Source organism: Enterococcus sp. DIV1316a, from assembly GCF_050536915.1.
Taxonomy (GTDB): Bacteria; Bacillota; Bacilli; order Lactobacillales; family Enterococcaceae; genus Enterococcus; species Enterococcus faecalis.
This window is the reverse complement of record NZ_CP172913.1, coordinates 2,576,219-2,600,541: the sequence shown is the minus strand read 5'-3', so window position 1 is coordinate 2,600,541 and position 24,323 is coordinate 2,576,219. Positions and strand designations below refer to the sequence as shown.

Genomic DNA, 24,323 nt, shown 5'->3' with positions numbered 1-24,323 from the left:
TATCAGCTTTTAAGCCTGAGATAAAAATCACTTTGGATTTTTGTCTCAGGCTCTAAGTGTTTAATAATTAAATGTTTATTGTTTCAATTTTAACAGATGCCTAGTAATCCTAGCAAGATGCCTAAGAACATGATACCAAACATCACCACGTTAACATTGACTTTTTTGCGTAATAGCCAGAAAGCAAGTAATGTCACGGCTAATGGTACGATACCGACGAATAGTTGATCCAAATAGTCTTGGATTTTAACTACGTCTTTGCTTCCTTTAACGGAAACTTCAAGAATCGTTTTGAATTTTACATTTGAAGCAGTCATACTGCCCATCATCATTAAGCCTAGCATACTTGATACTTTTGTGAGTATCTTCATTCCGCCTGATTCGTACATTTTTTGGATAAAACTTTCACCGATTGAATAGCCGCTATACAACGCATAATAGTGAATTAAGAACGCAGGAACGTTGTATAAAAGTAAGAAGACAATCGCCCCTAATGGCGAACCAGTGCTGGCTAATGAAATCCCAATCCCAGCAGCAATAACACGTAAGATGCCCCAGAAGAAGGAATCACCGATGCCTGAAAGTGGCCCCATTAATGAGGCTTTAACTGCTGTAATAGAGCTAGCATCAAAATTTTCGTCTTCACTGTTTTGTTTTTCCATCGAAGCAACGAGCCCCATAATGAAGTTATTGATATGCATGGTTGCGTTGAACCAAGTGGTGTGACGCACCAATGCCTCGGCCCGTTCTTCCTTGGTTTTATAAAAACGATTGATAACTGGGAGTAAAGTGTACATGACACCCACTGCGTGGTATTGTGTAGCTCCTGTCCGGCTAGCGTTCATCGTCCAAGAACGCCAGAAAACAGAGCGCATCATTTTTTTCTCTTCTTTAGATAAATTCTCTTTTAACTTCATGCGAAAAAGTCCTCCTCTTCGATTTCTTTCGCGCTGCCTTCAACCGCAGAAGACGCCGCAGGTTTTCTTTTTAGAATGTCGCGAAATTCTACATCCCGTTGGGCACTCACGACACAAATTACTGTCCCGATGACCGCTACCGCAACGGCTGGTAATTGTAGGTACGCGGTTAAAACAAAGCCTAAAATGTAAAAGACGGCTAATTTATTATCCCATAACAGTTTCATTAACATAGCAAACCCAACGGCAGGTAAAAGTCCGCCAGCTGCGCTTAAGCCGTTCATCAAATTTTGTGGAATACTTTCAACAAACAGATTTACTGGCCCGCTTCCTGCTAAAATTCCGATAAATGAAATCGAAGCGATGATTAAATAATAAATAATCCACGTTCCGTAATGCAGTGTCACAACCATTTTTTGGTTGCCTTCACGTGCTGCTTTGTCAAGAGAAGGAGCAAAGATATTCATAAAGACATTTTTTAAAAACATCACCACGAAAGCGGCTAACATCCCAATTGGTACGGCTAACGTCATGGCGGCTTTTTGTTCGACATTTGAAATAATTGCAAACGTTGTGGCTAAAGTAGTCGCAGTTACAGGTTCCGCTGCGATAACACCACCGATATTAACATTTCCTAAGAAAATTGCTTCTAAAGAGGCCCCCATTAAGACCCCTGTTTTCATGTCGCCCATTAAAATTCCTGTGACTAATCCAACGACTAAGGGACGTTCCATCATACTTTGACCAGTTAAATAATTCCCAGCAAAACAGATAAATACAGCTAAGGCTGCCATTGTTGCATGCATAAGCATTGTTCATTTCCTCCTTTTAATTGACGGCTTGTTTTAGACTTAATTTTGAGTTGGTTGGCAGTACTTGGTTATAGCTTTCCACGTGAGTCAAACTGGCTAATTCTTTGGCAGCTTCTAACTCTTCAGGGTTTAATTGGACACTTGGGAAAACCATTGTTTTGGTGGCTGGATCTGATTTATCAAAGCGGCCAGCGTTGGCAACATTCACACTTTCAATATCTGTCACGTTTTTCGCAATTTTAGTAGCATCCGCTACACTGTTCACAATTACAAAAATTCGTTTGTCTTTGCCACGAGGATCATTGAAGACATCAATCGCATCATCAACTGAGCGAATTAATAGTTTCATGCCATTAGGGACAGCCATTTTTAACGTCATTTGCATTACTTCGTTTTTGGCTGCTTCATCATTCGCTACAACTAATAAGGGGGCATTCAATTCTTTGGTCCAAACTACGGCTACTTGGCCGTGAATTAATCTGTCGTCTACTCGTACTTGTGTAATCATTTTAATTTCCTCCTAAAAAAAGTTTTCTTCTTCATTTGATGGGTTTAATTCAACGAATTGAATTTGTGCTTCAGCAATTGCTGCTTGAATATCTTCTTTGGTTAGCTTTTCGCCTTCTTTTAAGAAAATCAGCGACAAGGCAATGGCTAAGTTGGCATTGGAAATGATAAAAACATTGTCTGGTTTTGTCGTCATGACTTCTTGAACAATTTTTTGATTGACACTACCACCATATAAATCTGTTAAAATAATAGCTTGTTCTTCTGCGCCAAGGGACTGAAGAAACGTTTGAATAATTGGCGTGTAGTCCTCAGGAGTCACATAGGCATTGATGACCGCCAGCTCTTTTCCTTTGTCTGCGAGAATATCCAAGGAACTTTGGAAGCCTTTCGCTAAGTTTCCGTGACTAGCAATTAAAAATTTTCTTTTCATTCTTTTCACCTCACTTTTATATAAAGCAAGTTCTGTGCCAAAAAAAGAGAACTCTAAATCCTTGATTTGAAAGGGTTTTAACGCTCTCGAAACTGTTTAAACAGTTTCAAGTCAAAATAAACACGTTAATCGTTGGCTAGTTTGTTGTTGAAAAATAGCTAAGCAAAACTGTGAAATTTAATCAAAATAACCCCCGTTTTTATCGAGAAGTGTTACAATAATATTCATGAATATTTATACATTAAGGAGAGTTACGAATGACTGATGCTCTTGTGATACAAGATTTACGCAAAGTGTACGCTTCAGGTGTTGAAGCGTTGCGGGGGATTGATTTAACAGTCGAAGAAGGCGATTTTTATGCTCTTTTGGGACCGAATGGCGCAGGAAAATCAACGACGATTGGGATTGTGACCTCGTTAGTTAATAAGACTTCGGGGAAAGTCAAAATTTTTGGGTATGATTTAGATACGGAAATGGTGCGGGCGAAGCAACAGATTGGGTTAGTGCCGCAGGAGTTTAACTTCAATCCGTTTGAAACGGTCCAACAGATTGTGGTCAATCAAGCGGGCTATTATGGGGTGTCTCGTAAAGAAGCCATGAAACGGAGTGAAAAGTATTTAAAACAATCCAATTTATGGGAAAAACGGAACGAACGGGCTCGGATGCTTTCTGGCGGAATGAAACGTCGCTTGATGATTGCTCGCGCGCTGATGCATGAGCCGAAGTTATTGATTTTAGATGAACCAACTGCAGGTGTCGATATTGAATTACGCCGTGAAATGTGGGCCTTTTTACAAGAGTTAAATGCGCAGGGAACCACGATTATTTTGACGACCCATTACTTAGAAGAAGCTGAGATGTTGTGTCGCAACATTGGGATTATTCAGTCTGGTGAATTGATTGAAAACACCAGCATGAAGCACTTGTTAGCCAAATTACAATTTGAAACGTTTATTTTTGATTTAGCACCTTATACGCAGGCACCAGTTATTGAAGGCTATCAAAGCGTATTTGAGGACGAGTTAACGTTAGCGGTGGAAGTAGAACGAAACCAAGGAGTCAATCACTTGTTTGAACAGCTAAGTCAACAAGGAATCAAAGTATTGTCAATGCGGAATAAGTCCAACCGTTTGGAAGAGCTCTTCTTGAAGATTACCGAGGATACGTACCAAAGGGAGGATCAACATGTTTAGTCTGTATTTTACTGCTTTAAAAAGTTTAGCTGTGAAGGAAACCAACCGTTATTTACGGATTTGGGTCCAAACACTGGTACCGCCAGTAATTACGACGTCCTTATATTTTGTGATTTTTGGGAAAATGATTGGCGGGCGAATTGGCGACATGGGCGGTTTTTCTTATATGGAATTTATCGTGCCAGGTTTAATTATGATGTCAGCCATTACAAGTTCGTACGCCAATGTTTCATCTTCCTTTTTCTCACAAAAATTCCAGAAAAATATCGAAGAAATTCTCGTGGCGCCAGTTCCAACTCATGTGATTATTTGGGGATTTGTGATTGGTGGCGTTGGTCGTAGTATTTTGGTCGGTGCGTTAGTCACCATCATTTCTCTATTTTTTGTGCCATTGCACGTTGTTTCTTGGCTGATGGTCATCATGACTTTATTGATGACAGCGATTCTCTTTTCTTTAGCTGGTTTGTTAAATGGTATTTTTGCGCAATCCTATGATGATGTATCGATTGTGCCGACCTTTGTGTTACAGCCTTTAACCTATTTGGGTGGGGTTTTCTATGCCATTTCCATGTTGCCGCCATTTTGGCAAGCTGTTTCAAAAGTTAATCCGATTGTTTACATGATTTCTGGGTTCCGCTACGGTTTCCTAGGGGTTCAAGATGTGCCAATTGGTATTTCTATGACCATTTTAATCTTATTTATTGTCGTTTTATATGGCATTTGTTGGTACCTTGTAGAAACAGGGCGTGGCTTACGTAGTTAAGCCGTAAAAAGATTAAACTGTCTGAATCACTCATTCTAGCGAGCAGATTCAGACAGTTTTCTTGTTTCTAAGTATGCTTTTTTGATTCTTCGTGCATTTCCCTGTATAATAGCAATGTTTCGCACCAGAATATGTCGACAAGTTGTCGTTGAAAATAAAGAAAAAGTCAGAAACGGAGTATATGAAGATGAGCAAGAATTTTTGGGCAACATTGCCAAAGCCCTTTTTTGTTTTAGCACCAATGGAAGATGTCACTGATGTGGTCTTTCGTCATGTCGTGAAAGAAGCTGGGGCACCAGATGTGTTTTTTACAGAGTTTACTAATTCAGATAGTTATTGTCATCCTGAAGGGAAAGACAGTGTGCGCGGGCGCCTCGTTTTTACAGAAGATGAACAGCCGATGGTGGCACATATATGGGGGGATAAACCGGAATTTTTCCGTGAAATGAGTATCGGCGTAGCGGAGATGGGCTTTCAAGGGTTAGACATAAATATGGGCTGTCCTGTGCCCAACGTGGCTGAGCGTGGAAAAGGCAGCGGGTTAATTTTGCGCCCAGAAGTCGCGGCTGAATTGATTGACGCCGCCAAAGCAGGTGGCTTACCTGTTAGTGTCAAAACACGCATTGGGTTTACTGAAATGGCGGAAATGGAGGCATGGATCACGCATTTATTAGAGCAAGACATTGCGAATCTATCCATTCATTTGCGAACACGAAAAGAGATGAGCAAAGTGGATGCTCATTGGGAGGTCATTCCGCAAATTATGGCTATTCGGGACCGTGTCGCACCGCAAACGACAATTACGATTAATGGGGATATTCCCGATCGTCAAAAGGGCCTAGAATTAGCAGAACAATATGGTGTAGATGGCATCATGATTGGCCGGGGGATTTTTAAAAATCCTTATGCCTTTGAAAAAGAACCCAAAACGCATACGCCACAAGAATTGCTGGGCTTGCTACGTTTACAATTGGATTTGCAAGACAAATATGCAGAATTGGTGCCTCGTTCCATCGTTGGGCTGCATCGCTTCTTCAAAATTTATGTCAAAGGCTTTCCAGGTGCCAGTGATTTAAGAGCACAATTAATGAATACAAAATCAACGGATGAAGTGCGCCAGTTGTTAGCGACGTTTGAAGCAGAACATGGTGTGCTTGACTAAATAAAAAAAGAGAGGAGGTAGCATTAGCTAAAATGCTACCTCCTCTCTTTTGAATGCTTAATGCGCAATCATTTCTTGGGCAATTTCTTGTTTGCTTAAGTCGTTTGGATAATACGTTGGCCAGTTGTCCATTTCATTGAACAGACTTTCTTGGCTATCGCCGCCGAAGAAGATGTGGAAATGAGCGGCTTTCGTTGGTGCGATGTTGTGGTCACTAAATTGGACGTATTTAAACCGCCCAGCATTGGCATCGTCTGTTTCAAAAAGGAAACGGACGCCACGGTTGCCTTTTGCATAGTTTAAAATTTTATAACCGGCTGCTTTATAGGTGAATTTTTGTGGTTTGCCATCGACCAGAAATTCAATGGTGGAATCAGTGATGTTGATATGGTCGACATCGGTTTGATAGCCGGCATCATAGTAGGTTTTGTATTCGGCTGGTGTTTTATCTTTTTTCAGTTTCGCTTTGTAATCGAAGACTTGGTCTAATGTGCCATCTTTTAATAAAGGATAGACGGATTGCCAATTTCCAGCGTAATCTGCCAGTGTTCTCTCAGCCACCTCACTGTCTTTGAAATAGCCGTTAGCCACGGTTTTTTCTGTTTTTTCAGAGGTTTCTGGCTGAACCTCTTTCCCAGCTGTATCTGTTGTTTTTTTCAAAGCAGTTAAGTTTTCTTTCATTACAGAAAGATAATCTTCGCCATTGTCCATTTGTTTTTGTGTCAAACTTTCTAGCGGGTTTAGGACCTCCAATTGAACATTTGCTTCGTCAGCTAACGTTTTAGCAATTTTATCGTTGGCATTTTTTTCAAAATAAATATAGCGAATTTGGTTGTCTGTGACATATTTTTTCAACTCTGCCAAGCGCCCTGCAGTTGGCTCTTGTTCAGGTGTTAAACCAGCTATTGGCACTTGTTTTAAGCCGTAATCTAAGGCAAGATAACCAAATGCAGCATGTTGGGTAACAAAACTTTTTTGCTTAGCGTCTTTCAAAGCTGTTTGGAACTCTTTGTCTAAGGCCGTTAATTTTGTTAAGTATTTTTCTGCGTTTGTTTCAAATGTTTTGGCTTTTTTAGGGTAAAGTTTGACTAATTGTTCTTTGATGTTTGTGACTTCTTGGATGGCACGATGGGGCGAAACCCAAGTATGCGGGTCTAATTCATGGTGGTGTCCTTCTTCGCCATGTTCGTGGTCATGGTCGTGTCCGTCTTCGTCACTGCCAGGAAGTAAGACCATGTTTTCGGTACCTTTAATGACGTTCGGGGCTCCTTTTTTCCAGCCTTTAGCAGCTTTTGGTACCCAAGATTCCATATTTTCATTGTGGTAAACGAAAACATCCGCATCATGGATGGTAGCCATATCTTTGGCGGATGGTTCATAATCGTGAGGTTCAGAACCAGCAGGGATTAACAATTTGACGTCTCCTTCATCGCCTACAATATTTTTAGTGAAATCGTACATAGGATAAAAAGTCGTGACAATGGATAGTTTTTCTTTACCGTCAGCGGTTTTATCAGAGGTGTTTGTTTTGCCGCAAGCGCCGAAAAGGATTAGCGATAAGGCGGCTAACAGGGGAAGAGTAAATTTTTTCATAGGTGTGCTCCTTTAGTGAATTACGCAATTTTCTTTTGTTTATTGCGCTTATGTTCTTTAATGATTTTAAGTGCGCGTTTTCGTGTTTTGATGTTGGGACTTTTCAGTCGACGATAAGCGCTAGATAAGTCAGTTTTTTCCATTATATATAGGACCTCCATTTCGTAAAAAATAATTTACGGAGTAGCTATTTTGTTGAGGGTTTGAAAGGTTTCTTGAATTTTTTTTGTCTCTAATTCTTTGCCAATCAGAACAATTGTCGTTTCTTGAGGGGGTTGATTCGTCATTTGAAAGGCCACTTGCTGGTTGACGCCTTGCATGGCAATGGCCAAGTCATGCTCCTGTAAGGCGAGAATCCCTTTGAAACGGTATAACTTTTCCTGATGTGTATACATTAACCAATCAAGCCAACGAGTGAAAAGAGGTTCGTTGAGGGCTGAGGACGCCGTTAGCGTGAGGGAGTGAAAGGTATGGTGATGATGCTCGTGGGCGTGCTCATGCGGGGAATGAGTCATTTCGTGTTCTGTAAGTGTTGCCGTAAACTTATTTAATTGAAAAAAGTCACTAGCCAAAAGAGGCTCGTTGGCTTGAAAGGATAAAATATCAGCAAAAGGATTAATGGTACGAAGGGTTTCTTGGAACGTTGGTAGCTGAGTGATGTCTGCTGGTTCCTTGACAGAAAAAAAGAGGCGATCTGCTAAGGCCAGTTGTTTGATGGCTTCGGCTTCTTGAAGCTGCTGTTGCCAATGATGCCCATCAACGACCGTTAAGAGACTGTCTATATAGAAATGATTTTTGATATGCGGGGTCGTTAAAATTGTTTGAATGATTGGTTGCGGATCAGCAATGCCCGTTGTTTCTAAAATGACTTGGGCAATGGGTTGTTGTTCTTCTTGGTACACTTCTAAGATTGCTGATAAAGAGGCAAGAAGATCTCCTCGTAAGCTGCAACACATGCAACCGTTATTTAATTGAATAATTCGTTCCGTGGTTTGTAAAAGTAATGCGTGGTCAACGCCTGTTTGACCAAATTCATTTTCAATAATAATAATTTCTTCTTTAGGAAACGGTGATTGCGCAAGCGCATGGTTAATTAAGGTTGTTTTTCCTGCGCCTAAAAAGCCAGAAACAATGGTGATTGGAATGCCCATCAAGTTTTCCTCCTGTTATTTGACTTCAGTGAAAAGTGCGCGGCGCCGTAGTTTTGGTGAATATTTTTTCAGCTGTAATTTTTCTGGTGTATTTCGTTTGTTTTTACTTGTTAAGTAAAGGCGCTCGCCAGTTTCAGCGCAAGCTAACGTAATGGTTTGGCGCATAGTGCCGTCCTCCAATTTGATTTTTTTAATTGCGTATAAAAGATAAAGGGGGCTGCGAGGTCAGCCCAAATGCGACTGTCCTCGCTAGTTGTCTTTATCGAAATAATGAGTTACCAGCTTGCTTTTTTGACGCCAGGAATCAAGCCTTGGTGAGCCAATTCACGGAAACGAATCCGAGACATGCCAAATTTACGCATGTAGCCACGTGGGCGCCCATCTGTTTGATCGCGGAGTTTTAAGCGACTTGGATGAGCATCTTTTGGCAATTTGCTAAGACCTTCATAATCGCCAGCTTCTTTTAAGGCTTGGCGAATAGGCGCATATTTTGCAATCATTGCTTGTTGTTTTTTTGCTTTAGCAATTTTTGATTTTTTAGCCATAAGGCACTTCCTTTCTTTTTGGATTTATAAAATCTAAATCGTAATGGTTACGATTTGAACGGAAGTATATTATCAGGTGTTACGTTGTTTGTCAAGTGAGAATTTTGTTTTTTTTAGGACTTGCTAAGTTGAGAAGTTAGAAATGTTTGTTTTAGCGCTGTTTTGTAGTATCTTTTAAGAAAGAGTAAAAAGGAGTGAAGATGGCAATGGTAGAACGTTTGACGATTATTCGTGGTGTGGAAAAATTTGAATTACAAACGAAAACAGCGCGCTGGGTGTTAGCAAAAGAAGAGGGATATTCGCCAGTTCAAATGCTCGTTTCGGCAATTGGCGCTTGTGGGGGGTACGTGTATCAATCCGTTTTGGAAAATTCGCACATTCCCTTTGAGTTTGAAAAAATAGAAGTCACGTATTCAAGAGAAGTAGAGAGACGCGCACAACCATTAAAACAGGTGACGATTATCTTTTATGTGTCTGTTCCAGAAGCCTTTCAAGAACGGGCGACACGGTGTTTGAAGCTTGTCTCCCCAAACTGTCCAGTGATTCAATCATTGGCTGAAAGAATTACTGTCGAAGAAACAGTTGTATTTAAAAAGTAAACTATTAGAGACATTATCGTTACGAGCGCTTTTCCCTTTTTGGATGCCTCGTTTCTGAGAATGTCTTTTTTTAGAGGAGCGTGGGGAAATAGCTGTAGAAACAGAAAATTTTTAATTCATTTGTACAAAATAATACAGACAAAAAACAGATAGTGTTTTTTTCACAAATAAAAAGGTTGCTTTTTTTTCTGTTTTAGTAGATGATGTAAGTAGTTACATCTCTGATATAACGCTGTTTTTTGAAACGTGTGTTATTTTTTAATTCGTAATAGTTTTTTTAAATCGTTTCACAGAATTACTTTAATTGTTATACAGTTTTTTTAGTTGTTATAGTTTGTTTGTCGGCCTTTAGGAGGTAATCATGATTGAGTTAGTGAATGTGTCGAAAGTCTATCAAGAGACACACGCGTTAAAAAATATTCACTTTTCTGTCCAACCAGGAGAAATCGTTGGGATTGTTGGGAAAAGTGGCTCTGGCAAGTCCACGTTGTTACGTTTGTTGAATTTAATGGAACAACCGAGTGAAGGGGAGATTCGTATTGATGGCAGAAATGTTCAAACCTTCTCTAAAAAAGAAGTTCGCCAGCAGCAACAACAAATGGGGATGGTGTTTCAGCATTACAATTTGTTAGAAAATTTGAAAATTTATGATAATGTTGCGTTGCCTTTGAAACTTTTAAAAGAGAAACAGCCTGAAAAAATTGAGCGTTTATTAACGTTTGTTGATATGGCCCATAAGGCAGAAGCGTATCCTGCTCAGCTTTCTGGTGGAGAAAAACAGCGTGTCTCTATTGCTCGAGCGTTGAGCCGTAATCCAAAATGGTTATTATGTGACGAGGCAACGAGTTCATTAGATGAAGAAAATACAGAAAGTGTCGTTCGACTATTACATAAGACGCATCAGGAATTCCGACCGACTATTTTCTTTGTTAGTCACGAATTAGAAACCGTGAAGCGCTTATGTAATCGTATCTTAGTGATGGAAAAAGGTCAGTTAATTGGCGAATTTCTGAATAATCCTCAGCAATATGAGGAAGAACCGCTTTCCTATTTAGAAAAAGTGGAAAGGAGTTTGCGTCCATGACTTTTTCAGAAACCTTTGCCGAATATTGGCCATCTATGCTGATTGGTTTAAAAGAAACAGGGATTATGATGTCGATTTCGATGGCTATCTGTTTGCTTGTTGGCTTGCCTTTAGGCTTAGGACTATTTTTGGCTAATCCGAAAGTCAAAGGGCATCAACCTTGGCTGTACTGGGTTTTAAATTTCATTGTAACTGTTATTCGCTCGTTTCCTTATTTATTATTTGTGATTGCGTTGATTCCAGTTACTCGTTCTGTTTTAGGAAAGGCGTTTGGCCCAATTCCTTCATCTGTGCCATTGAGTATTGTTGCGATCGCGATTTTTGCTCGCTTGGTTGAACAAGTGCTGTTGGATGTTCCAGAAGAAATTTATTTTTTAGCTAATTCGTTAGGTACCTCGAAAGTCCAATACATTTGGCACTTTTTATTGGTGGAAGCACGTAGCGGATTGGTCCTTGCTTACACAACCACGACAGTGAGTATGGTTTCATATTCCACGGTGATGGGTGTTGTTGGTGGCGGCGGGATTGGCGATTTTGCAGTTCGTGTCGGCTATCAACGGTATGAATACGGTATTATGTATGTTGCCATTGTGATTATGATTGCACTGGTCTTCATTTTACAAATGCTTGGGAACTTCATTGCCCAAAAACTAGACAAAAGAAAGTAGGAGGACAAAAGAATGAAGAAGTTTTATTTAGCAACATTCGCTGTTATTGCAACAGTTATTTTAGCTGCCTGTGGGGGAAATAAACAAGCAGACCAGAAAGAAGACAAGGAGATTACCGTTGCCGTGCAATTGGAATCTTCAAAAGATATCTTGGAGATTGCCAAGAAAGAAGCTGAGAAAAAAGGGTACAAAATTAACATTATGGAAGTGAGCGACAATGTTGCCTACAACGATGCCGTGCAACATGACGAAGCGGATGCTAATTTTGCGCAACATCAACCCTTCATGGAAATGTTTAACAAAGAGAAAAAAGCTGATTTAGTGGCTGTGCAACCGATTTATTATTTTGCTGGTGGTTTCTATTCAAAAGAATACCAAGATGCGAAAGATTTACCTGAAAATGCCAAAGTGGGGATTCCTAGCGATCCAACCAATGAAGGTCGTGCTTTAGCAATTTTAAATGCAAACGGCGTGATTAAATTAAAAGAAGGTGTCGGCTTTAACGGCACGGTGGCAGATGTCGTGGAAAATCCTAAAAACATCACTTTTGAAAGCATTGATTTACTGAATTTAGCTAAAGCCTATGATGAAAAAGACATCGCTATGGTGTTCTGCTACCCAGCCTACTTAGAACCTGCTGGTTTAACAACGAAAGATGCGATTTTGTTAGAAGATGAAGAAGCAAGTAAACATTACGCATTGCAAGTTGTGACACGTAAAGGCGAAAAAGATAGCGAAAAAATCAAGGTTTTAAAAGAAGCGATGACAACAAAAGAAGTTGCTGAATACATCAAGAAAAATTCTAAAGGTGCCAATATTCCTGCGTTTTAATGAATAGAAAAAATGAAGCTTCTTTTTTGAGAAGCTTCATTTTTTTCTTTTCCTTGATTTATAGTATAGTTAATAGGAAGGAGGTGCCGGTGTGGTCGAATTATTTATTTTAATGATGGAACGGGTAGGCTTAATTATTTTACTGGCCTTTCTTTTAGTGAATGTGCCTTATTTTAAGCGTGTTTTATTAAGTCGTGAAAAAATGTCTTCAAAAGTTCAATTGATTTTGATTTTTGGTTTATTTGCTATTATTTCTAATTTTACAGGTATCGAAATCGCTAAGAATCAGATTGTTCCCAATAATTTACTAACCTATTTAAGCAGCAATGCTTCCATTGCGAATACGCGTACGTTAGTAATTGGCGTTTCTGGATTAGTGGGTGGTCCGATTGTCGGCAGTGCGGTTGGTTTAATTGCTGGCTTTCATCGGGTTATTCAAGGCGGGGGGCATAGTTTCTTTTATGTGCCTGCTTCTTTAATTGTTGGCTTAATTGCCGGTTTTTTAGGGAGCCGCATGGCAAAGCAAACCGTTTTTCCGTCTGCCGGCTTTTCTGCCATTGTCGGAGCGTGCATGGAAATGATTCAGATGATTTTTATTTTCTTTTTCAGCGGTGATCTATCGGATGGGGCCACGTTGGTTCGTTTTATTGCGCTGCCGATGATTTTGTTAAATAGCGTAGGAACGTTCATTTTTATGTCGATTCTAACGACGACATTGAAACAAGAAGAGCAGGCCAAAGCGGTTCAGACGCACGATGTTTTGGAATTAGCAGCGGAAACACTGCCATATTTTCGAGAAGGCCTCAATAAAAATTCCAGCAAAAAAGTTGCGGAGATTATTAAGCATTATACAAAAGTCAGTGCGATTAGCATGACAAACAGTCATCAAATTTTAGCTCATGTTGGCGCAGGAAGCGATCATCATATTCCAGAGCTAGAAGTCATTACAGAGCTTTCTCGGGAAGTGTTACGGACGGGCCGAATGACCATCGCACATGCCAAAGAAGAAGTCGGTTGTTCGGACCCTAATTGTCCGTTGCAAGCGGCGATTGTGATTCCATTATTTTCCCATCAGCAAATTGTTGGCACCTTAAAAATGTATTTTACGGATCCAGCGCAGTTAACGCATGTCGAGGAACAGTTAGCAGAAGGTCTTGGGACAATTTTTTCTTCACAAATTGAATTAGGGGAAGCGGAAGTACAATCAAAATTACTTAAAGAAGCTGAAATTAAATCCTTGCAAGCGCAAGTGAACCCGCATTTCTTCTTTAATGCCATCAATACTATTTCCGCATTAATGCGGAAAGACAGTGAAAAAGCGCGGAAACTATTGCTCCAATTAAGCAAATACTTTCGAGGTAACTTGCAGGGAGCCGTGCAAACTACGATCCCAGTTTCACAAGAACTAGAACAAGTAAAAGCCTATTTGTCATTAGAACAAGCACGGTTTCCGAATCGTTATCAAGTAACATTTGACGTGGAAGAAGCGGTTGCTTCAGAAAAAGTACCGCCGTATGCGATTCAGGTGTTAGTGGAAAATACCATCAAGCATGCATTTGGCAGCCGGAAGGAGAACAATCAAGTTCGGGTAGTGGTCAAAGCAAAACAACATAAATTACATGTGGATGTGTATGACAATGGGCAAGGGATTCCTGAAGAACGCCGCTTGCTATTAGGAAAGACGACAGTGACTTCGGAAAAAGGCACCGGCACGGCACTGGAAAACTTGTCCCGCAGAATGGCGAACCTTTATGGATCAGAAGGTTGTTTTTTAATTGAAAATTTAGAGACAGGCGGGAGCCATGTTCATTTAGAAATCCCGATGGAACAGGAGGAATTAGATGCACGTATTAATCGTTGATGATGAGCCCTTAGCACGAGAAGAATTGAGCTATCTTGTTTCCCAACATCCGCAAGTGACGAGCGTTGCAGAAGCGGATTCTGTGGCGGAGGCAATGGAAGAGATGATGGATCAAAAGCCAGATCTGTTATTTTTAGATATTCATTTGACTGATGAAAGCGGGTTTGATTTAGCGGAAAAATTAACCCATCTTAAAAAAGCGCCCTACTTGGTCTTTGCAACCGCCTATGATCAATATGCGTTAAAGGCCTTTCAAGTGAATGCAAAAGATTATATTTTGAAACCTTTTGAAGAAGAAAAAATAACACAAGTCATTGAAAAAGCATCGAAAGAAATGGCTCAAGCTGTCCCAGAAAACACTGCCGAAAAAGGACCAAAATCTGAAGCAATACCTATTCAAGGGGAAGACCGCATTTATCTTGTGGCGCCAGAAGATATTTACCTCGTTTCTGTCGAAGAACGGCAACTGAGCATTTTTGTAGATCAACAGGTCTATAAGATGACAGGGACCCTCAACAGTATCGAACAGAAATTACCTGCCACGCTCTTTATTAAAACGCACCGAAGTTTCATCTTGAATCGAACAAAAATTCAAGAAATCCAGCCGTGGTTTAATAACACGTTGCAAGTAATTTTAACCAACGGCTCAAAAGTACCTGTTAGCCGTTCATACGTCAAAGAATTTAAAGAAAAACTTGGCTTAAGTTAAAAAATCACCACTTGAAATGTCGAATGCATTTCAAGTGGTGATTTTTGCATTTGGTGAAGAAATTCTGGCATTTCATGAAAAAAAGCCCTTAAAAAAACGTTTTCTTTATATACTTAACCCATAGAAAACAGACAAAAGGGAGCGAAGAAGAATGGAAAAGAAAGTATATTCATTTTTACAACAAGCAGCAGTTTTTGCCATTATTATGTTAATCGCCAACGGCTTGGCGTTCATTTCTCCAATACCAATGCCTGCTTCAGTAATTGGCATGGTGTTATTGTTCATTGGTTTATGTACAAAAGTTGTTAAATTGGAGCAAGTGGAAGGGCTAGGTAATAGCTTATCAACGGTTATTACATTTTTATTTGTTCCTTCAGGGATTTCCTTAGTTAATTCTTTAGGGATTATGCAACAATTTGGCGTTCAAATTGTTTTTGTTATTTTAGTAGCAACATTAGCGTTACTAGCAACGACTGGTTGGACGGGCGCCTTTTTATTGCATATGAAAGATGCTCGAAAAGAAAAAGAACCCGCAGCAACGAAGAAAGCGAAAGGAGAGGTTCGCGCATGAATCCGTATGTTGGCATTATTATTTCATTAGCTGTATTTGGCATAGGTACTTGGTTGTTTAAAAAAAGTAAAGGTTTCTTCTTATTTACGCCATTATTCGTTGCGATGATTTTAGGCGTTGTCGTTTTAAAAGTAACAGGAATTAGTTACGAGCAATACAATGAAGGTGGCAAATATATCAGCTTCTTTCTAGAACCTGCGACAGTAGCGTTTGCGATTCCTTTATATAAAAAGAGAGACGTGTTGAAAAAATATTGGTTAGAAATTTTAACGGCGTTAACAATTGGTTCTTTTGGTTCGCTAGTGGCTGTTTATTTTGCAGGAAAAGTGATTGGCATGGATAATCATTTAGTGGCCTCAATCTTACCACAAGCAGCTACAACAGCGATTGCCGTACCTATTTCTCAAACTGTTGGCGGCATTGCTTCTATTACGGCGTTTACCGTAATCTTCAATGGTGTACTAACCTATGCCTTGGGTCGAATTGCATTGAAATGGTTTAAGATTAACAATCCAATCGCCAAAGGTTTAGCTTTAGGTGCGGCCGGACATGCCCTAGGTGTGGCAGTTGGCATGGAAATGGGCGAAACAGAGGCTGCTATGGCTAGTATTTCTGTCGTAGTGGTTGGCGTAGTTACTGTTTTAGTAGTTCCTTTCTTTGCAACGGTCATTGGTCTATAAAAAAGTAGGCTTCCCCACTTTTTTATGAGTAGCTAATTTCTATCAGCTAGCAGTCTCTGCTTATTCTGTTCCCGCCGTTTATCAATTTTTAAGCCTGGGACAAAAATCCAAAGTGATTTTTGTCCCAGGCTCTTTTGTGTTGTTTACACGATTTTTTGAGTATAGATAGGGCGCGTGGAAGGATTGACCAGTCTTTTTATAGAATGGTTGCTCCTAAAGTTTGTTTAAAGTGGCGTAACGCCCATTCGTGTCCTTGTTCATCAAAACTAGCAACGGCGCGTTCAGGAATCATTAATTGATAGCCTAAATTATAGGCATCAACAGCCGTATGCAACACGCAAATATCTGTACAAACACCAGTTAAACAAAGCTCTGTAATTCCTCGTTCTCGTAACCGAATGTCCAAATCCGTGCCACTAAAAGCAGAATAGTGCCGTTTGTCCATCCAATAAACGCTTGCCTCATTTTTGTGAGCTTGATAAAAATCAGCTAGCGAGCCAAACAGATTACGCCCGTCAGTTCCTAAGACATTGTGGGGCGGGAAAAGTTTATTTTCAGGATGATAGCGATCTAGGGGGTCATGCCCATCAATGGCAAAAACCACAAAATCGCCATTGTCAAAATAGTGCTTTGTTTGTTGAACAAGGGCCGTTTCAATAGCTTGTCCAGCGGCACCAGTGGTTAGTTTTCCGTCTGTGGCGACAAAATCATTCGTATAATCAATGGAAATCAGAGCTTTCATTTGGCAACCTCCTAAAGGTTAAAGTCATTTTGTTCATTTTACAGCTTTTAAGAAAGCATTTCAAATGATAAAAGTACATCAAATTCTAAAAAAGCTGTTTCAAAATAAACGCTTTGGCTAAAAAACATGCTATAATTTTGCTACAAATTAAAGCAGGTGAATAGAGTGAAAAGAAAAATCGTACGTTTTATCCTTTGGTTGTTAGGAATCATTGTGGTTATTTGCTTAGGCGTGTTTCTCGCCTTTCAATTATCCCCTAAGCCAGGCGCTTGGGTCATCAACCAGTTATTCGCAGGCGAAGTTGAAATAAAAGATTCAGCTTCCTATGATAAAGCATTGCCCAATGTTCAATTGCAAGAAAATCAAACATACCCTTCTTCAAGAAAAAAGAATACCTTTGATTTGTATTATCCCCAAACGTCAAAACAAGCGGTACCAGTCGTTTTATGGGTCCATGGTGGTGGCTATGTGGGAGGAGATAAGTCTGGGATGAAAGAGTTTGCGACACGTTTAGTGGCTGATTCCTCAGTTGCCTTTATTTCAATGAATTATGAATTAGCACCAGACGCACCTTATCCAAGCCAGCTCCAGCAGGTCGATGAACTTGTTCAATTTTTATTAGAAAAGAAACAAGCATATCCCATGTTAGATTTATCTAAGCTTTTTATTGGCGGGGACAGTGCGGGTGCACAGATTGCTCTACAATATGCAACAGTTCAAACCAATGCCAACTATGCCAAAGAACTAGGGATGACTGCAGCATTGCCGGCTAGCCATTTAAAAGGCACGCTCTCGTATTGTGGTCCGGTGGATTTGAAACAAATGGCCAACCAACAAAGTGATAATCGTTTTATGAAATTTTTCGTTAAAACAGTGGCTTGGTCCTTGCTCGGCACTAAAGACTGGCAGACGAGTGCAGAACTGCAAGAAGTGAGTTTAGTGGATAAAGCCACCAAAGAATTTCCCCCGACGTATCTAACAGATGGCAATAGCTTTTCATTCCAAGAGCAAGGACTAGCCTTGGTTCAGCGGTTAAAAACTTTAAATGTTCCAGTTTCAGCTCTCTTTTTCAAAGATAAGAAAGCAACGATCACCCACGAATATCAATTCGACTATCAAACAAAAGAAGCTAAACAATGTTACCAAGAAACAGTCCAGTTTGTGAATACGTATAAATAAACAGAGGCCTTAGAAATATTTCTAAGGCCTCTGTTTATTTATTTTTGTCATTTTTTTAGCTGAGAAATATGTATAAATTAAACAAAAATGTTTATTTAATGATGTTTACATGAGAAAAAATCCGTGCTATACTACGAACTCGTTTGTTAATTTTAATGTTAAAAACAACGTTTTTGTTATTTTTGTGAACAAATTAACATTTTTATCTTACAAAAACAGCAAAAAATTCGTTTAGTTAACAAAAAGAAAATTAAAAAATAAATTTTTTTTTTGAAATTAAGAAAATATCTTTAAAAAAATCAGAAGAAAACTTCGTATACTTGAGCCATAGGTTGGTTGTGGAAAGTTTACTTCGAGGGAGGAGTGATGAAGTTAATGAAAAAGAAAATCGCTGTTTTATTGGCAACTTGTTTACTTGTACAACCATTTTTATCTGTTTCAGCGTGGGCGATTGAAGGGGAGCAACAAACAGAACGTACGCAGACACAGCCAAAAACAGCAGAAACCAGTACAAGTGAAGCAACAAAAGAAAGCAGCGCACATTCTATAGAACAGTCATCAATGACGGAATCTAGTGCTATCACAGAAAAAGTAACCACCTCTTCCACAGAAACAAAACCAAGCGAAGAGCAGAAGCAAATCACGTTGACCTTTGAAACAACGGATCAAGCTTTGTTTCTAAATGATGCCAAAAGTTATCAAGTGGTAAAAGAAAAAAATCAGCCACTTCGGACAGAAGAATTACCAAAATGGGCGAATAGTGAGGAAAATGCGACTTTCGTTGGCTGGTCTTATCAAGGCAAAACATATACAAATGAAGAACTTCTTCAATTAGAGTTTTCAGAAGATACACAACTTACGGCTGTCTTTAAACAGAAACTGACACGCATGGCCAGAGCTGTTTCAGTTGATCAGTCCATTGCGGACACAATTGCCCCTGCGGATAAAACAAAAGTGATTGTTGTGCCAAGTCCTGCAGGAGATGGAGCAGCGTACAAAGAATATGCATCGACAGAGGCTGGCTTGAAAGAAGCCTTGTTTGATTTGTATCAACAGGGGAACAATGGCGATTTCACTCTTTATATAGGAAACAATATTACGACGAGTGCGGCGACCACCGCTAAAGTGATTCCTGACACCGTTACGGCAAGTAATATGACCTTTTACGCCTTGCAAGGCAAGGTCAATCATTTAGTGATTACTGGAAACAGCGCGGATCCGATTAGTATGGATACAACTTTACCTACAGGTTCCAAAACATTGGCACTAGGAATTGTTCACTTCGGTACAGATATTACTTTAAGAAATATTTCTTACACAGGATCACAAATGTATTTAAACGGTCATAGTTTGTCCTTGAATGGTGGTTCTATCGGGAATGGTTTCTCTGTGTTTGGCGGAACGGATTCAGGCGATGTTACAGGAAATCCTGTGATTACAGTAAATAGCACAGGTTCAGGTACGTGGTATTTTTATGGCGGAAATAATAATGGTGGAACTTTAAAAGGAAACCCAACGTTGCTCATTAATAACACGGTCTCCGGAATCAATACGCTATCAGGCGGTGCAAATCTAGGTACAGTCGATGGGAATGTAACCGTTTCTGTTAAACGAATCAATGGTGCTCTTTCTAATTATTATGGTGCAGGAATTGGTACAGCAGCAAACCCAATTTCTGTGACCGGGAGTGTTTCCAATGAGTTAGACATTGCAGCGGAAGCAAATAGTTCTTTTAGGATGTCCACTTACTATGGTGGCGCACTTTATGGAAACATTAATGGTACCATTAAAAATTCATTATCTGGATATGGCGGTTGGAGTTCAAGAGGGCCTTATGTTGGTGGTTCAGGTCGTGGGAATATTGGAACAAATCGTGGAACAAATGCAATTTCCACAACCCTCGATGCAAGTAATTATACAACCTATGGACCAAGTATTATTGGAGCCAATCGTTATAACGGCACAATAACAGGAAATATTGAAAATACGGTTATTGGTGGAACAACAGCTGCTCAAGGCGGTATAGGTAATTTTGATGGTGGTAGTGGAACGGAAGCTGATCGATTATCAAAAGCAGCACTAGGGGCTTCCAATGAAGGTATCTATGATGCTTATACATCAGAGCAACGGGCAAAATTAGCTTTTGATAGTGCAACTTATAAAATTTTAGGAAATATTCACTCACATCTTGTTAAAGGTTCATTTGGTAATGCGGATCTGTGGCGAACAACCGCAGCTGGTGTAGGTGGTTACGTAGAAGGTAAGGCAACTATAGAAGTTGGAACACAAACAGGCGATGGCACAGCTGGCGGCGATGGCTTGGTTTATAAAGGAAGTCGTCCAACTGACACGAATTATTCTTCTAGTAGAAATAATTTAGCGAATGCGAAAGATTTTGATATTGCTGGCGGTGGTCTTGTCATTGGCCGAGATGCTTGGACTATCTACATTCGCGGTGAGTCAAATACAGTAATTAATAATGCTGTAGCTCGACGAACATACGGTGGTTTATTTTCTGGCGTTGTTGAAGGGAACACCTCTAATACATTGAATGGAGGTATTGTCGATACCTTAGAAGGAAGTGGTTATGAAGGCGGTCGAGTTTATGGAAATGCCCAAGCAACTGTCAGGAATGGTCAAGTTGACTGGTTCTTATCTGGTGGTGGCTGGAATGATAAAAAAATTGTCGGGAATGTTGGAGTAACCGTTTATGATGGTGTCATTAATGCCTCAATGGGAGCATCTTATGGTGCTTCAAGTGATCATACTGTTACTGGAAATTCTAATAATATTGTTTACGGTGGCGACTTTTCTGGTACTCCTCGTGAAGGAACGAATGGTTTTTCTGGCGGAATAACAAATGTTGGTTCTTTGTTAGGAAACGCAAATTTGACCATTGATTTAAGAAACTACAATCGCGAGTTTAAATTGCCTTCGGGAACGTCTATTTCAGGAGGTGTTCCTTATAACGGAACAACTAATTTAGGAACAGATGATTCTAATACAATTACGCTAAATATCTATACAAAACCAGGTTCAGATGTTTTGAATGGTGCAGCTATATACGGAGATGGCGCGCGGACGTCCTCATATACAAAAAGTGGCAAAATTATTATGAATATTCAAGCAACAGGTTCAAGTATTGGTAACTTATATGCAACAAATTATGGTAATGCCCCTACGACAGGGCTGTTACGTGATGTCGAGATAAATTTACAAGGTGCCAAAACAATCAATGGATTATCTGGTGGAAATGCAACAGATAGTTTCACCAATACCATTGTTTCTAAAAATGCTCAGAAAGTTGTCATTAACATTGGCGAGAACGTTGACGGCACCAATAACTATCAAACAGAACCACTGAATGCGACAGGCTTAGGCGTTGTCAACTTTACGGAATTAAATGTCACCAATGGCATTAAATTAATGGCTAATGGTGGGAACATCAAAAATGGCGTTTCTGCTACTGCCGCGAACCACAGTACGACTTACAATGAATTCGGATCAATTCATCTATCTAAAAACGCTGGAATTGGGATCACCAACACGGCCAATTTAATTTCAGCTAGCAAACTAACGGTTCAGGATCATGCAACATTAGAAACAATTCCTGGTACAGGTAAAGTAAACATTGCGGATTTTGAAGCTGTCGATCCAACAAAAGATGAACTTTTATGGATCAAACCAACGACAGATACAACTGCTTTGGTGGATAGCACAGGGACTTGGTTTGGAAATGTCAAAGCCTATCAGGTCTTGACGATTAATCCAACGGTCAATAATGCTACAAAACTTATGCCAACAACGTTTCATGGGATTGAAAAAGCGACTGGAAAAACATTTATTGGCGATAACGATGTGACCAAGGGCGCCAATGGCTATGGAATAGCAATTCCTGGCTCTATCATCGATTATGAAGTGGAAACGCCTGGAATTGTGGCAGGTGCAGGTACTATTTCTCATGATGTAAAAGAGGTCAAAGCTGGCAATGCGCCGTTAACCTTACAAGCGTGGGGCACAGAAGTAGCTGGACAAAAAGTTCAAAAAGGACGTTTGATGATTCCGACCTCAAGTGCTTTAACACCAACCCTAAGCTTCCTTCCTGACGAAGTAACAGGTTCTTGGTTGCACCAAGGAACGGTTAAGTCTAGTGAAGTTGGGAGCGCGATAGAGCAAATTCCAGAGCAAAAAGATACCACCCCGCTTTCATGGAAAGCGACGAATATGAACTACAGTTATCAGGTGAAAGTTCAATTTTCAAATAAAGTGGAACTTTCGGGGCAATCGGTGATTGTCACAGAAGATGAGGCAGCGCAACTAACGACTGTTGATAAAGTAATAGAAATGCTTGGCGCAAAAGGTCGGCCGTTTTTCAAGACCTCATTAAAAGAGACGGATTTACCACAAATTCAAGCGCCGTTAGCAGAAAAAACTGTATCGCGGACACATGATATTCAATTAGAAGCAGGGACGTCAGGAGATAATTTGCAAAACAAAACGGTTCATTTAGTTGTTGTGAAAAATGAAAGTGTCCTTGCCAAAGATCGTTCGTTTGCTTTGTATGCGACAAGTGCGCATTTGAAATTAAAAGAAGCAAATGGCTTAACGAATTCAGACGAGTTGGCACAATGGACACAAGCAACGGTGATTTTCGCAGATGGTCGGGCCAATCAAACACCAAGTCTTGATGCCGCAACCTTCCAAGCCATTCAGCAAGCGAAACCAGAAGAATTAGCCAAAACGGTGCCAGCCAATTATCAATTTACAGAAGCTGGTGAAACGTTAAATAAAAAAGTCAATGTGTCTATTTCAGGTGAATTAACGTTAGAAAAAGTACCTAAAACAATTGATTTTGGCAAACAAAAAATTTCTGCCAAGCCAGAAGTTTACTGGCCAACTCTTTCAGATGATTTAGTCGTTCAAGACACACGCGGGACAGAAAGTACGCCTTGGAAACTGAATGTTCAGGTAACGAATCCCTTAACGAACGGCACAGATCAATTGGAAGATTTGTCATTGGTTACAGACAAAGGAGAATTTTTACTCAATAAGGGAGATACGGTTGTTACAGAAAATGAAGGCTCCGGTTCAGGTAGTTATACAATTAACCAAGGTTGGGGTGCGGCAAACCAACGGGGACTTAAACTATCTGTGCCAGTCGAGAAACAAAAAGTTGGCGAATTCAAAGGGACATTGTCATGGTCATTAGTCATGGCACCATAACAAGGAGGAGAGAAGTGAGATGAAAAAATACCTTTTGCTTAGTTGTTTTTTAGGTCTTTTCAGCTTCTGTCATTCAGACACTGCGTTTGGGGAAGCAGCTTATGAAAATAGTGGTGTTGTCTCCTTTTATGGAACGTATGAATATCCCACAGAAGAGTCGACAACAGCGACTAGTAATTCTTCCACAACGACCGAACCCACCAAGCCAGCTGACGGAGGCGCTTCATCCGTCCTTTCTTCTGGCGTATATGGGTCGCGACAAGGAAGATTACCAGCGACAGGTACCACCAATCAAGCACCATTTATTTATTTGGGAATCAGCCTTATCACTATAGGTATATTATTTATTAAAAGGAGAAGAGAAGATGAAAAAAACAGTATTAGCAGTAGTAGGGATTGTAGGATTTAGCGGTGTCCTAGCGACACAACAAGCATTTGCGGAAGACATTAACGTGAACTATACAAGTAATGGCGCCATTACATTTGAACCAGATACAGATCCAACGAAGCCAGTTAACCCAACCAATCCAGATGAAAAAGTTGAACCAGAAGATCCAACTGACCCAACTGGACCAAAACCAGGGACTGCAGGCCCCTTATCAATTGACTATGCTTCAAGCTTTCAATTTGGCGCCCAAAAAATCACTTCCGATACGAAAGATTATTACGCACAAATTCAAACATTTAAAGATGGAACAACAGGTCCCAACTATGTTCAGGTAACGGATAAACGTGGGACACAAGAAGGCTGGACGTTAAGCGCTGTACAAAATGCGCAATTCAAAACAGCCCAAAATGAAGAATTAGTGGGGGCCGCTTTATCGATTGCCAATGCAGGTGTGACATCGATTGTTGATGCCGCATACGCGCCAACACCAACAGCAGCACATACCTTTGTTCCTGGAACAGAAGTAGAATTAGTCAAAGCAGAAGATGGCAAAGGAATGGGGACTTGGGTCTATCGTTTTGGGAAAGATGCGACAGAAGGTGCTACTGCCGTGAAATTAAATGTCCCAGGTAAAGCGATTAAATTAGCAAAAGAATATCGTACGACCTTAACATGGACATTGAAATCTGTACCAACGAATGTTGGAGGCTAA

At 40.1% G+C, this 24,323-nt stretch carries 25 protein-coding genes; 15 read left to right on the top strand and 10 right to left on the bottom strand.

Annotation, left to right across the window (positions count from 1 at the left end):
* Window positions 1-89: 89 nt before the first annotated feature.
* The 4 genes from IGL56_RS12380 to IGL56_RS12365 are packed head-to-tail and all read right to left on the bottom strand — an operon-like array spanning window position 90 to window position 2,669.
* Window positions 90-917, bottom strand: coding sequence for a PTS system mannose/fructose/sorbose family transporter subunit IID (locus IGL56_RS12380; RefSeq protein ID WP_002354796.1), 828 nt, complete (start codon window positions 915-917; stop codon window positions 90-92).
* The gene (locus IGL56_RS12375) at window positions 914-1,729 is read right to left on the bottom strand and encodes a PTS mannose/fructose/sorbose/N-acetylgalactosamine transporter subunit IIC (RefSeq protein WP_002365419.1); all 816 of its coding nucleotides are present in this window, start codon (window positions 1,727-1,729) and stop codon (window positions 914-916) included. The genes IGL56_RS12380 and IGL56_RS12375 overlap by 4 nt, the downstream gene beginning before the upstream one ends.
* A 16-nt stretch (window positions 1,730-1,745) precedes the next feature.
* The gene (locus IGL56_RS12370) at window positions 1,746-2,237 is read right to left on the bottom strand and encodes a PTS system mannose/fructose/N-acetylgalactosamine-transporter subunit IIB (RefSeq protein ID WP_002354800.1); all 492 of its coding nucleotides are present in this window, start codon (window positions 2,235-2,237) and stop codon (window positions 1,746-1,748) included.
* A 12-nt stretch (window positions 2,238-2,249) separates the two neighbouring features.
* Window positions 2,250-2,669 carry a PTS sugar transporter subunit IIA gene (locus IGL56_RS12365; protein WP_002354802.1) on the bottom strand — a complete coding sequence of 140 codons (420 nt, stop codon included), beginning with the start codon at window positions 2,667-2,669 and terminating at the stop codon, window positions 2,250-2,252.
* 257 nt (window positions 2,670-2,926) lie between these two features.
* On the opposite strand from IGL56_RS12365, the gene IGL56_RS12360 reads away from it, so the two are divergent.
* From IGL56_RS12360 to IGL56_RS12350, 3 genes are all read left to right on the top strand, one after another.
* Entirely contained in the window at window positions 2,927-3,862 is a 936-nt protein-coding gene (locus IGL56_RS12360) for an ABC transporter ATP-binding protein (protein ID WP_002354809.1), read from the top strand.
* Entirely contained in the window at window positions 3,855-4,625 is a 771-nt protein-coding gene (locus tag IGL56_RS12355; RefSeq protein ID WP_002354811.1) for an ABC transporter permease, read from the top strand. Before IGL56_RS12360 ends, IGL56_RS12355 begins: the two co-directional genes overlap by 8 nt.
* A 187-nt stretch (window positions 4,626-4,812) precedes the next feature.
* A complete protein-coding gene (locus IGL56_RS12350) occupies window positions 4,813-5,787 on the top strand; it encodes a tRNA dihydrouridine synthase (protein WP_002413934.1) in 975 nt (324 codons plus the stop codon).
* A gap of 57 nt (window positions 5,788-5,844) precedes the next feature.
* Here IGL56_RS12350 and IGL56_RS12345 read toward each other — a convergent pair whose 3' ends face one another.
* The 5 genes from IGL56_RS12345 to rpsN form a co-directional block, all read right to left on the bottom strand.
* Window positions 5,845-7,380: a zinc ABC transporter substrate-binding protein AdcA gene (locus IGL56_RS12345; RefSeq protein WP_002392710.1), complete on the bottom strand. Its 1,536-nt coding sequence runs from the start codon at window positions 7,378-7,380 to the stop codon at window positions 5,845-5,847.
* Window positions 7,381-7,400: 20 nt separating this feature from the next.
* Entirely contained in the window at window positions 7,401-7,523 is a 123-nt protein-coding gene (locus IGL56_RS12340) for a putative metal homeostasis protein (protein ID WP_002383181.1), read from the bottom strand.
* Between the two features lie 33 nt (window positions 7,524-7,556).
* Window positions 7,557-8,531 carry a CobW family GTP-binding protein gene (locus IGL56_RS12335; RefSeq protein ID WP_002392709.1) on the bottom strand — a complete coding sequence of 325 codons (975 nt, stop codon included), beginning with the start codon at window positions 8,529-8,531 and terminating at the stop codon, window positions 7,557-7,559.
* Window positions 8,532-8,546: 15 nt separating this feature from the next.
* Window positions 8,547-8,696, bottom strand: a complete 150-nt coding sequence (gene rpmG / locus IGL56_RS12330) for a 50S ribosomal protein L33 (protein ID WP_002354818.1) — start codon at window positions 8,694-8,696, stop codon at window positions 8,547-8,549.
* Window positions 8,697-8,806: 110 nt separating this feature from the next.
* Window positions 8,807-9,076, bottom strand: coding sequence for a 30S ribosomal protein S14 (gene rpsN / locus IGL56_RS12325; protein ID WP_002354822.1), 270 nt, complete (start codon window positions 9,074-9,076; stop codon window positions 8,807-8,809).
* Between the two features lie 200 nt (window positions 9,077-9,276).
* Here rpsN and IGL56_RS12320 point away from each other — a divergent pair, with 200 nt between their 5' ends.
* From IGL56_RS12320 to lrgB, 8 genes are all read left to right on the top strand, one after another.
* Window positions 9,277-9,675, top strand: a complete 399-nt coding sequence (locus IGL56_RS12320) for an OsmC family protein (RefSeq protein WP_002392708.1) — start codon at window positions 9,277-9,279, stop codon at window positions 9,673-9,675.
* Between the two features lie 361 nt (window positions 9,676-10,036).
* On the top strand, window positions 10,037-10,759 hold the full coding sequence (locus IGL56_RS12315; RefSeq protein WP_002354824.1) for a methionine ABC transporter ATP-binding protein: 723 nt from the start codon (window positions 10,037-10,039) through the stop codon (window positions 10,757-10,759).
* A complete protein-coding gene (locus IGL56_RS12310) occupies window positions 10,756-11,427 on the top strand; it encodes a methionine ABC transporter permease (protein ID WP_002354825.1) in 672 nt (223 codons plus the stop codon). Before IGL56_RS12315 ends, IGL56_RS12310 begins: the two co-directional genes overlap by 4 nt.
* A gap of 12 nt (window positions 11,428-11,439) precedes the next feature.
* A complete protein-coding gene (locus tag IGL56_RS12305; RefSeq protein ID WP_002354826.1) occupies window positions 11,440-12,258 on the top strand; it encodes a MetQ/NlpA family ABC transporter substrate-binding protein in 819 nt (272 codons plus the stop codon).
* Between the two features lie 91 nt (window positions 12,259-12,349).
* Window positions 12,350-14,119, top strand: a complete 1,770-nt coding sequence (locus IGL56_RS12300) for a sensor histidine kinase (protein WP_002354827.1) — start codon at window positions 12,350-12,352, stop codon at window positions 14,117-14,119.
* Complete coding sequence (locus IGL56_RS12295; protein WP_002354828.1) at window positions 14,100-14,828, top strand: LytR/AlgR family response regulator transcription factor; 729 nt, start codon at window positions 14,100-14,102, stop codon at window positions 14,826-14,828. The genes IGL56_RS12300 and IGL56_RS12295 overlap by 20 nt, the downstream gene beginning before the upstream one ends.
* A 151-nt stretch (window positions 14,829-14,979) precedes the next feature.
* Window positions 14,980-15,399, top strand: a complete 420-nt coding sequence (gene lrgA, locus IGL56_RS12290; RefSeq protein ID WP_002354829.1) for an antiholin-like murein hydrolase modulator LrgA — start codon at window positions 14,980-14,982, stop codon at window positions 15,397-15,399.
* Window positions 15,396-16,079, top strand: a complete 684-nt coding sequence (lrgB, locus tag IGL56_RS12285; RefSeq protein WP_002354830.1) for an antiholin-like protein LrgB — start codon at window positions 15,396-15,398, stop codon at window positions 16,077-16,079. The genes lrgA and lrgB overlap by 4 nt, the downstream gene beginning before the upstream one ends.
* Before the next feature lie 196 nt (window positions 16,080-16,275).
* Here the strand turns inward: lrgB and IGL56_RS12280 are convergent, their stop codons facing one another.
* The gene (locus tag IGL56_RS12280) at window positions 16,276-16,821 is read right to left on the bottom strand and encodes a cysteine hydrolase family protein (RefSeq protein ID WP_002354831.1); all 546 of its coding nucleotides are present in this window, start codon (window positions 16,819-16,821) and stop codon (window positions 16,276-16,278) included.
* A gap of 165 nt (window positions 16,822-16,986) precedes the next feature.
* Between IGL56_RS12280 and IGL56_RS12275 the strand changes: the two genes are divergently transcribed.
* From IGL56_RS12275 to IGL56_RS12260, 4 genes are all read left to right on the top strand, one after another.
* Window positions 16,987-18,000 carry an alpha/beta hydrolase gene (locus IGL56_RS12275; RefSeq protein WP_002392705.1) on the top strand — a complete coding sequence of 338 codons (1,014 nt, stop codon included), beginning with the start codon at window positions 16,987-16,989 and terminating at the stop codon, window positions 17,998-18,000.
* A 366-nt stretch (window positions 18,001-18,366) separates the two neighbouring features.
* Window positions 18,367-23,223 (top strand): hypothetical protein, encoded by a 4,857-nt coding sequence (locus tag IGL56_RS12270; protein ID WP_002392704.1) that lies wholly within the window; start codon window positions 18,367-18,369, stop codon window positions 23,221-23,223.
* A gap of 19 nt (window positions 23,224-23,242) precedes the next feature.
* On the top strand, window positions 23,243-23,632 hold the full coding sequence (locus IGL56_RS12265; protein WP_002354835.1) for an LPXTG cell wall anchor domain-containing protein: 390 nt from the start codon (window positions 23,243-23,245) through the stop codon (window positions 23,630-23,632).
* Window positions 23,589-24,323 (top strand): WxL domain-containing protein, encoded by a 735-nt coding sequence (locus IGL56_RS12260; RefSeq protein ID WP_002354838.1) that lies wholly within the window; start codon window positions 23,589-23,591, stop codon window positions 24,321-24,323. Before IGL56_RS12265 ends, IGL56_RS12260 begins: the two co-directional genes overlap by 44 nt.

Coding starts and splice junctions, on each gene's coding strand:
- IGL56_RS12315 (WP_002354824.1), top strand. CDS start 10,037: ATGATTGAGTTAGTGAATGTGTCGAAAGTCTATCAAGAGACACACGCG.
- IGL56_RS12365 (WP_002354802.1), bottom strand. CDS start 2,669: ATGAAAAGAAAATTTTTAATTGCTAGTCACGGAAACTTAGCGAAAGGC.
- lrgA (WP_002354829.1), top strand. CDS start 14,980: ATGGAAAAGAAAGTATATTCATTTTTACAACAAGCAGCAGTTTTTGCC.
- IGL56_RS12370 (WP_002354800.1), bottom strand. CDS start 2,237: ATGATTACACAAGTACGAGTAGACGACAGATTAATTCACGGCCAAGTA.
- lrgB (WP_002354830.1), top strand. CDS start 15,396: ATGAATCCGTATGTTGGCATTATTATTTCATTAGCTGTATTTGGCATA.
- IGL56_RS12270 (WP_002392704.1), top strand. CDS start 18,367: ATGAAGTTAATGAAAAAGAAAATCGCTGTTTTATTGGCAACTTGTTTA.
- rpsN (WP_002354822.1), bottom strand. CDS start 9,076: ATGGCTAAAAAATCAAAAATTGCTAAAGCAAAAAAACAACAAGCAATG.
- rpmG (WP_002354818.1), bottom strand. CDS start 8,696: ATGCGCCAAACCATTACGTTAGCTTGCGCTGAAACTGGCGAGCGCCTT.
- IGL56_RS12260 (WP_002354838.1), top strand. CDS start 23,589: ATGAAAAAAACAGTATTAGCAGTAGTAGGGATTGTAGGATTTAGCGGT.
- IGL56_RS12295 (WP_002354828.1), top strand. CDS start 14,100: ATGCACGTATTAATCGTTGATGATGAGCCCTTAGCACGAGAAGAATTG.
- IGL56_RS12310 (WP_002354825.1), top strand. CDS start 10,756: ATGACTTTTTCAGAAACCTTTGCCGAATATTGGCCATCTATGCTGATT.
- IGL56_RS12380 (WP_002354796.1), bottom strand. CDS start 917: ATGAAGTTAAAAGAGAATTTATCTAAAGAAGAGAAAAAAATGATGCGC.
- IGL56_RS12335 (WP_002392709.1), bottom strand. CDS start 8,531: ATGGGCATTCCAATCACCATTGTTTCTGGCTTTTTAGGCGCAGGAAAA.
- IGL56_RS12340 (WP_002383181.1), bottom strand. CDS start 7,523: ATGGAAAAAACTGACTTATCTAGCGCTTATCGTCGACTGAAAAGTCCC.
- IGL56_RS12265 (WP_002354835.1), top strand. CDS start 23,243: ATGAAAAAATACCTTTTGCTTAGTTGTTTTTTAGGTCTTTTCAGCTTC.
- IGL56_RS12345 (WP_002392710.1), bottom strand. CDS start 7,380: ATGAAAAAATTTACTCTTCCCCTGTTAGCCGCCTTATCGCTAATCCTT.
- IGL56_RS12280 (WP_002354831.1), bottom strand. CDS start 16,821: ATGAAAGCTCTGATTTCCATTGATTATACGAATGATTTTGTCGCCACA.
- IGL56_RS12350 (WP_002413934.1), top strand. CDS start 4,813: ATGAGCAAGAATTTTTGGGCAACATTGCCAAAGCCCTTTTTTGTTTTA.
- IGL56_RS12320 (WP_002392708.1), top strand. CDS start 9,277: ATGGCAATGGTAGAACGTTTGACGATTATTCGTGGTGTGGAAAAATTT.
- IGL56_RS12375 (WP_002365419.1), bottom strand. CDS start 1,729: ATGCTTATGCATGCAACAATGGCAGCCTTAGCTGTATTTATCTGTTTT.
- IGL56_RS12355 (WP_002354811.1), top strand. CDS start 3,855: ATGTTTAGTCTGTATTTTACTGCTTTAAAAAGTTTAGCTGTGAAGGAA.
- IGL56_RS12305 (WP_002354826.1), top strand. CDS start 11,440: ATGAAGAAGTTTTATTTAGCAACATTCGCTGTTATTGCAACAGTTATT.
- IGL56_RS12360 (WP_002354809.1), top strand. CDS start 2,927: ATGACTGATGCTCTTGTGATACAAGATTTACGCAAAGTGTACGCTTCA.